Consider the following 7807-nt stretch of genomic DNA (forward strand, 5'->3'; position numbering starts at 1 on the left):
GGGGTCACCTTCACGGGACCGACCGCCTCGTAGACGAACGGCTTGCCATCGTTGATGTAGATCACTCCCATGTGGGTGTAACGCGAGTTCATGGCCAGGCGTAGGGCCTCACTCTGAGACGAGCGGGACTCGTGGAAGATGATGTCGCCGTTTCGGTAGCTGGTTTCGGACGCCGGAGTGCAGCCGACGACCAGGAGGAGTGCCATGACGACAAGTCTCATCGTGCGTGGGTGCCTCCGCCCGTTTGTCGTGCAATTCAGTTCACAATCATCATACCGGGTGATCTGGCGGGGTCGAGAATAGATTGCGAGCCACCGGGTACAATGACTGCAATGAAGAACAAACGGCTCGAATCGGAAGAGAAGGTCACTCGCTGGCTATCCCTGAATGAAGAGAAAGGGAAGGGCTCGTGGTGGTACCTCGTTCAGCTGATTGCGATTGGCGCCTGGATTATCTACATGATCCTGTTCGTCGGCGGGTGGATTCCGCTTCTTGTGTGAACGACCCGGAACGGCATCCCGGATGAGCGGTACTAGAGTTTACGCTTCATGGACGTCGTACGAGGTGATCTCGATCTCATGTCCGTCCGGATCAAGAAAGTAAATCGAATGCGAGATCTCATGATCCTGAAACTCAACTTCGATCCCGAGTCTCTCTAGACGAGCCTGCGCCTCCACGAACGTACTGCGGTTTGCCCGAAAGGCGACATGGCGCATCGCCACCGTATCCTTGCCGGGCGGCGCCTTTACCTGTTTGGCCTGAATCGGAAACAGAGCAAGCGCGGTGTTTCCGATCCCGACCATCGCGGGGGAGTCGCCCCAGACGCCTTCATGCATTCGCTCGAGTTCGAGGACTTGTCTGTACCAGGCGACTGACTGGCTAACGTCTCGAACGCCAAGGGCGACGTGATCGATTCCTTCGAGTTTCATTACGGATCCTCTTGTGCATCTCATGAAGGGCGTTCCGTCTGGGCTTCCCTGGCTTCACGCAAGATCTTGAATCCGCCTCTCACCACAACCGCTGAAATGATGGCACCGATCACCAGATCCGGATATCGACTACCAACCAGCCAGACGAGCCCACCCGAAATAGTAACCGCTAGATTGGCGATGACGTCATTCGCCGAGAATATCCAGGATGCTCGCATGTGAACGCCACCCTCACGATGTCGTGAAAGGAGGAATAGACAGTACACATTTGCGATGAGTGCCGCGGCACCCACCGCGATCATGAGGAGGCTCTCCGGTTCGCTTCCGAAGATCAGCCGCCTCACGACCTCGGCAAGCACACCGATACCCAGAGCGATCTGTAAGATGCCGCTAATCCTCGCCGCCCTCGATTGACGTGCGATGCCTCCTCCCACCGCATAGAGAGAGATTCCGTAGACCCCGGCGTCGGCAAGCATATCGAGGGAGTCTGCGATCAGGCCGGCGGATTCCGCCAGGAATCCAAGAATGAACTCCGCGAGAAACATGACGGCATTGATCGCAAGCAAGGCGATGAGCGTTCTTCGTTCAAGCGTGTCCGCTTGATCCGACCCGCAGCCGCAATCAGTCATGATCTGTCTTGGGTTCCAGAACGCCGCTTCTGCTGAGAAACTCGTGTAGTTGTTGCCACGGCCGTGGGCAGTCATTGTGCCCGCAGTCCATTGGCAGCAGTTCGGAGTGCGCTGCGGCCTCGCGTAGAGCCTCCGAGTGATGGAAGGGGATCACCTGGTCGCGTTGCCCGTGTAGCAACAGCACCGGCCTGGAGTAGCCCTCGAGCACGGCACGATTGTCGAACGGATCCCGCACGAGCCAGCGCGGCACGCCCATTCCGCCGGCGACCGAGGCCACGCTGGAGAAACTGGATTCCAGGATCAGCGTCGTCAGTTCGCGGCGGGCGGCCAGTTGGCAGATCGCGCCCCCACCCAACGAACGTCCGTAGCCGATAATCGCATCCGCATCGACTTCAGGAAGGGCCGCCAAGTAGTCGTAGGCCTCCACGAACGCCGCGGTGATGCTCGACTGTGACGGTGACCCCTTCGATCGACCATAGCCTGGATACTCGACCAGGAGGACGGCAACTCCCCAGTTGCGGACGACATCGAACTCCGCGACCCAGTGGTCGATCAGCTCGCCGTTGCCGTGGGCGAAGATGATGGCAGGACTTCGTTGTGGTGAAGATGGGGGAGTCAGGAGCCAGGCTTCGGTGGTTTCTTCGTTACCGAGCCTCAGCTTGTGAACACCCGGTATGCCGGTGCTGGTGTCGAAGGCCGGTGACAGGGGTCGGGGGAACAGGACGTTTCGCTGAGCCGACCAGACGAGGGCGATGGCCGCGATCAGGACGACGGTGGCGAGGAGGGCGAGAATAATGAGCACGCGGGTCATGGGGGTAGGTTACTTGACGTCTCGTCCTCACCCCTCCCCATCCCCCCCAAACTGCTCCAACCAATACTCCAACTCCTCCTCACTCTCCGGCTTCTCCTGCTCCGGCGCCACCTTCGCCAACCGTGGTCGAAACTTGTCGCTCTTCACAACCTTCGCCCCGATATGCCGGCACCGATCCCCAAGGGAACGATCACTCGTAACCACCGTCCACCCCGCCACCTCATCCTGCTTACGCAAATGAGCAAGGATCCAATCGTCCGCACTCTCCCCAGCCGCAGGGAAGTGCACACAGCGACCGAACGATTCACGATTCCTGGGGCTGCCGTCGAAGACGATGAAGATCCGACGCTTGCTGACGGCACCAAACCGACGCAGCTCGCCCGCAATCGAGCGACGCCCCCGATCGTCGCGCTTCCGTCCGGGCCAGGTTCCAAGTAGGTTGTCGCCGTCAAAGACCCAGGGCATCACACACCCCTAAAACTAACCCAGATTCGAGAGACCCAGTTGGGCGTCGGCGTCGTGGGGATCCCAGTTGAGGGCTTCCTTGAACTGCGTGCGAGCCTCGTCGTTACGATTCATTCGTGCGTACAGCTCACCGAGCGCGGTGTAGTTGGTGGCGACGGCAGGGTCGAGCTCGATGGCCTGCTGCAGCAACGTCTCGGCCTCTGCGCGACGACGGGGGTTGCCGCCCAACAGCCGCCCCAGCTCTCGAGGATAGGTCGCGTTCCTCGGGTCCAGCTTGCAGGCGTTCTCTAGAAACACCACTGCGTCGGTGCGACGGTTCTTTTCGATCATGATCTTGGCGCGGGCGTAGTTCTGACGGGCCAGGGAGTCCGGCTCCTGTTCGGCGGCGCGTTTCTTGTCTTCCGCTATGCTCGAACGATCCTTGTCGTACTGTCTTCGCGACTCTTCGTCGATCAGGGTGTTGTAGGCCTCGGTGACCTTGGCGAAGTAATCTTCGATGTCGGTCATCATGTCGTCGAGTTCGCCACGCAAGATATCCGGATGCAGACGACGGGCCAGATAGTAGTAGGCCTCGCGGACCTCCATGTCGTTGACCGTTTCGCTGACACCCAACACGGAATAATGATCCGCATCCTTGGCCGCATGGATCCGGGACTCCAGCTCCTCACGACCGGCCTTGGCGACGCCCTTGGACGCCTTGGAGGAGTCCTCGACGACCCGCTCAAGCACGCCCAGCATCAACAGCGCGAGGATCTGACGGAAGGCCGTCTCCGCATTGATGTCCGAACCCTCGACCCACTTCGTCACATTCAACGGTTCGTTGAACGCGGTCACCCATTCCATGACGGCGCCCGGGACGTCTTCGTTCTGCAACCGTTGCATCCCGGCGTTGGTCAGCCGCGCGACGGTCATCGGCGGACCGATGGCAATCCTCACGCGGTCCAGGCTGTTGGGATGATTGTTCATCCCGTGCAGCACCGCCGGAAAGGCAGACAGGTCCGTCGTCGCCTCCAGGTCCAGGTTGGGACTGCCGGCTTCGAAGATGCCGGTGGTATCTCTCTCGTCGAGACTCTTGTGAAGAAGCTCCAGGAAATGCTCGCGGATGGCGGCGACGAACTCGTCGTCGGTCATCAGCTCGCTGCCTTCCAGCTGCTTGGAGGGCATCACGCCGGCCTTCTTGGCCTCCACACGAAGATGGGCCCGATCGGAAGACCGCAGCTTGCCGGCGTTGACCAGCACCTCGTCGAACTGTTCCTCGATGAGATTGGACTTCGCGAAGATGATCCTTCCTTTACGGAGACAGAACAGGCGGCGGAGCTTTCCCGAGGACGCGGTCAGGATCCCTGTGGCCCGTGCGCCGATCTGCTCCGCCAGCTGTTGCGGGAAAGGCAGTACGTTCGGCTCGATCACTGCCTCTTCGGGTGCGCTGCTCATCGCTTGTCCGCCGTATCCCGTGCCAGGTCGCGGGACCAGCGCCGGGACAGTGCAGGGAACGGCTCGCCGTACAGACGCTGTAACCCGTCGTCGGGGTCGATCCCTTCGCCCAGCAGATCGAGAAGCGAGATCAGCTTGTGAAAGCCACCCAGATCCGCCAGGAACGTGACCATCGACAGGGCATGGCCGTAGCTGAACTGCTTCGACGGCCAGAGCGCGGGATCCTGCAGCGTCGCCAGCTGCTCCACGACACGCTCTCGACGGTGGGAGTCCATCCGCACACCGCTGCTCCACTGGGCCAGCCCCTCGTGAAGCCACTTCGGACAGTTGCCCCGTGTCTTCGAGTGGACGACGGCGTGGGTCAGTTCATGGCTGAGAACCCGTTGCGCGCGATCGGTTAAATGCGTCAGCCCGCCAAGCGGCACACGGATCTTGCCGTCATACAGGCCGCCGACCCAGTCGGGAGACTGTGTCACGGTCTGAAAATCTTGTTTGGGATAGAGCAGCACCGCGATGGGCTGGGACGGTGCGTGTCGATAGACACCCGACAGCCGGCCGAACTCCTGCTCCAGGTAATCCAAAAACGACGCGGACAGCGACCGATCGACCTCGCCGTCGTAGCGCAGATTGAAGTGCGAGCTTGCGGAGAAACGAAAATGACCGCGGGCTTCCAGATCTCGTTTCGCCGTAGCAAGTTTCTCATCCAGACGCGGGCTGGACTTGATGGCGGCGGCACGGGTCCAGGACTCGACGGCGTCCTCGACGCGCTCGTCGCGATCCATCAGGTCGCCTAGCAGTTCGTGTAGCTGCCCATTCCGCGGGAAACGATTCAATCCATCCCGGACCGTCGCCAGCGCCATGCCGTCACGGTCCAGACGCATCTGGGCCACGGTGTAGCCGACATAGGACACCACACGATCGGGGTCGCGGCTCATGGCCTGATAGAACGCCGACGACGCACCATGAAAGTCCCGCGCGTCCAGCAGCCGGGTCCCCTCACGGATCAGTCCGGCCGCCTCGTCCTCCTTCTGATGATCGATGGGTGGCAATTTGCTGGTTCGAGGGGCGCGATCCTTGATCAACGGCCGCGGCTTCTCGACCTCCGCATCCTCGATCCGCAGTACGACGCCCATCGGCACACCGATGACGCCGGAGGCGGTCTCGTAACGCAGCCAGTCACCGTCCTGCCACCAGTTGGGGGTGTCGATGACACCGCCGCTATCCAGATGGATCCGATCGGCCCACGCGGGCACGATGGATACAAGCAGCAGCAGGATCGGCAGGACGGGTCTCAAGGAAGCACTTCTCCGATGCGGCGGGGGTAGGGTGTCTCCGTCAGGGCCAGGAGCGACGCCGGAACGTCGTCGGCCGCGCGGGCGGCGTCGAGGGTCGGGTAACGACCCCAGCAAACACGGAAGCACGGGGCGTCGTTGACAAACGACGGCAGCAGATAGAACCGATCTTCGCCGGCGAACCGTTCGGCGTGGGGTGCGACGTTGGTCGGGTCGCACGCGTTCAGGAGCTGCAGCGTGTAGGCGGTCTGATACGACTCGATGCGGACCAGGTCGGCCTCGGCGCGCTCGGCCAACGTCAACAGCGTGGGGTCCGGAGACGTCGCTACCTCGTCCGCCTCCTCGGTCTCCGCGGGGACGAGGTCCGCATCGTCCACACGGGCCAACGTGTCGATGGCCTCGACCTCGCCGATGCCGTCGGCGATCGGAGTCGCCTCGTCGCTGTCGGGCTTGTTGAGCCACAGTCCCACGCCCAGGACGATGATCACCGTGGCCACCACCAGCCCCACGTACAGCAGGTGTTTGCGGTCGTCACGTTGTTCGGAACTGGATCGGTCGGCCATGATTGCCATCCCACTCGCGTCTTCAGAAGCGATCAAAGAAATATAGGTTCGCAGGCCGAATCTGTCCCGTCCAGTATACGTGGCGCCGGAAGCCTACCGAATCCGCCGAAAGGCCCGTTCCCAGCGCCCCCTGGAGGCCAGGATCCAGCCGGCCGGGCCACCTAGAAGGTCGCGAGGGACGGTGCCCCAGCGTCGGCTGTCGGTGGAGACGAGGCGGTGATCGCCCATCACGAAGTAATGATCCAGCGGTACACGCACGGCTGGCGATGGACGCCGATTGAGATAGAGACGATTCAGGTAGGGCTCGTCCAGCGGTTGCCCGTTGATCAGCACCACGCCGTCATCGAACTCGATCGTCTCGCCGGGTAGCCCGACGATCCGTTTGACGTAGTCGATCTCCGGCGTGTCGGGGTGACGAAAGACGACGACGTCGCCACGCCCGGGAGGGGAGAGAGGAAGGACCGACTCCCAACCGAACCGACGGTCGCCGTAGGCGAAGCGATTGATGACGATCTGATCGCCGATCAGTAGCGTGTCTTCCATCGAGCGGGACGGGATGGAGGCGGGCTTCGCGACGAAGGTGTACACGAAGATTACCCCGACCAGAAATGCGAAGACGGTTCGGATCACCACGATGGCGGTCTAGCGGATGATGTCGAAGCAGCGACTCCAGCGGGAGCGGCCGAAGATGTGGATCGCTTTCTCGCCCCAGGCCTTCATCCGTTCGGACCAGGTGGGATAGGCCTCGGGATTGGATTCATCGAAGGACCACCAGATCAGGAACGCACGCCCCTTGACCAGCTCCGCCGGCAGCGCACCCCACTCTCGCGAGTCCGACGACGAGTTGCGATGGTCGCCCATGACGAAGTAGTGGTCTTCGGGGACCACCACGGCGGGGATCTCCGGGGAGCCCACGCGATAGTCCGCCGCAACGTGGGGCTCGTCCAATCGATCGCCGTTGCGATAGACGTATCCGCCGAAGAACTCCAGACGATCGCCGGGCAGGCCGATGACCCGCTTGATGTAGTCGACCTCGGGCTGCAGCTTGTGACGGAAGACGACGATGTCGCCGCGGCGGACATCCCGTTGGGGCAGCAGCATCTTCTCGAGCGCCGTGGCGGTCGGCGAATAGACGAAGCGGTTGACCATGATGTAGTCGCCGACCAGGAGGGTGTCCTCCATCGAGCCGCTGGGGATCTTCGACTGCATGAAGACGAACGAGCGGGCGAAGATGACGAAGATCACACAGACCAGGATCGTCTCCGCGTAATCCCGGAAGACACTCTTCTGTTCTTCTTTGGGTGGGTCGTCCTGCGCCTTGGTCTTCTTGTCGTTGGAGCGGGCAGTCATTCGGTCTCCGTCAGGTACTCACGGAGGCGTCGAACCGCCTCATCCACATCGTCGGCATCGTCCACGCAGTGGGTCAGTTCCTGCTGACCCGGTTCGATGAGGCCGTCCTCGACCATCACCCGGAACAGACGCGACCACGCGGAACTCAAAAGTACCACGGGGTACCGACCGACGCATCTGGCGCGATGGAGGGCCCAGACCTGGGAAAACTCGGCCAGGGTGCCGGATTTTCCGTCGAGGACCACACAACCGTGGGCGATCTCGATCAGCTGCCGTGTTCGATCGTAGAGATCGTCGGTCATCTTCAGGTTGCCGATGTAGGGGTTGGGGGAGC

General features: G+C 61.7%; 11 protein-coding genes and 1 pseudogene. 1 reads left to right on the plus strand and 11 read right to left on the minus strand.

The features are described from left to right. The coding region (locus OES25_16925; protein ID MDH3629322.1) for a hypothetical protein at positions 1-221 on the minus strand (221 nt) is incomplete at its 3' end. A 111-nt stretch (positions 222-332) separates the two neighbouring features. Here OES25_16925 and OES25_16930 point away from each other — a divergent pair. Next, positions 333-500 carry a hypothetical protein gene (locus OES25_16930; GenBank protein ID MDH3629323.1) on the plus strand — a complete coding sequence of 56 codons (168 nt, stop codon included), beginning with the start codon at positions 333-335 and terminating at the stop codon, positions 498-500. Between the two features lie 39 nt (positions 501-539). On the opposite strand, the gene OES25_16935 is transcribed toward OES25_16930, so the two are convergent. The 10 genes and pseudogenes from OES25_16935 to OES25_16980 form a co-directional block, all read right to left on the minus strand. After that, the gene (locus tag OES25_16935) at positions 540-929 is read right to left on the minus strand and encodes a VOC family protein (protein ID MDH3629324.1); all 390 of its coding nucleotides are present in this window, start codon (positions 927-929) and stop codon (positions 540-542) included. A gap of 20 nt (positions 930-949) precedes the next feature. Beyond that, positions 950-1534 (minus strand): annotated as a pseudogene (locus OES25_16940) (cation transporter). 16 nt (positions 1535-1550) lie between these two features. Beyond that, complete coding sequence (locus OES25_16945; GenBank protein ID MDH3629325.1) at positions 1551-2369, minus strand: alpha/beta hydrolase; 819 nt, start codon at positions 2367-2369, stop codon at positions 1551-1553. 27 nt (positions 2370-2396) lie between these two features. Beyond that, entirely contained in the window at positions 2397-2834 is a 438-nt protein-coding gene (locus tag OES25_16950) for an NYN domain-containing protein (protein ID MDH3629326.1), read from the minus strand. A gap of 15 nt (positions 2835-2849) precedes the next feature. Beyond that, positions 2850-4268 (minus strand): DnaJ domain-containing protein, encoded by a 1419-nt coding sequence (locus OES25_16955; GenBank protein ID MDH3629327.1) that lies wholly within the window; start codon positions 4266-4268, stop codon positions 2850-2852. Continuing rightward, positions 4265-5563 carry a hypothetical protein gene (locus OES25_16960; protein ID MDH3629328.1) on the minus strand — a complete coding sequence of 433 codons (1299 nt, stop codon included), beginning with the start codon at positions 5561-5563 and terminating at the stop codon, positions 4265-4267. The genes OES25_16955 and OES25_16960 overlap by 4 nt, the downstream gene beginning before the upstream one ends. After that, positions 5560-6123, minus strand: a complete 564-nt coding sequence (locus tag OES25_16965) for a hypothetical protein (protein MDH3629329.1) — start codon at positions 6121-6123, stop codon at positions 5560-5562. The genes OES25_16960 and OES25_16965 overlap by 4 nt, the downstream gene beginning before the upstream one ends. A gap of 93 nt (positions 6124-6216) precedes the next feature. Continuing rightward, the gene (gene lepB, locus OES25_16970; GenBank protein MDH3629330.1) at positions 6217-6756 is read right to left on the minus strand and encodes a signal peptidase I; all 540 of its coding nucleotides are present in this window, start codon (positions 6754-6756) and stop codon (positions 6217-6219) included. Positions 6757-6765: 9 nt separating this feature from the next. Beyond that, positions 6766-7473, minus strand: coding sequence for a signal peptidase I (gene lepB, locus OES25_16975; GenBank protein ID MDH3629331.1), 708 nt, complete (start codon positions 7471-7473; stop codon positions 6766-6768). Beyond that, positions 7470-7807, minus strand: a 338-nt coding sequence (locus tag OES25_16980; GenBank protein ID MDH3629332.1) for an LOG family protein, incomplete at its 5' end; no start/stop codon positions are given. The genes lepB (OES25_16975) and OES25_16980, both read right to left, overlap by 4 nt.

Source organism: Acidobacteriota bacterium (genome assembly GCA_029861955.1).
GTDB lineage: Bacteria > Acidobacteriota > Polarisedimenticolia > Polarisedimenticolales > Polarisedimenticolaceae > JAOTYK01.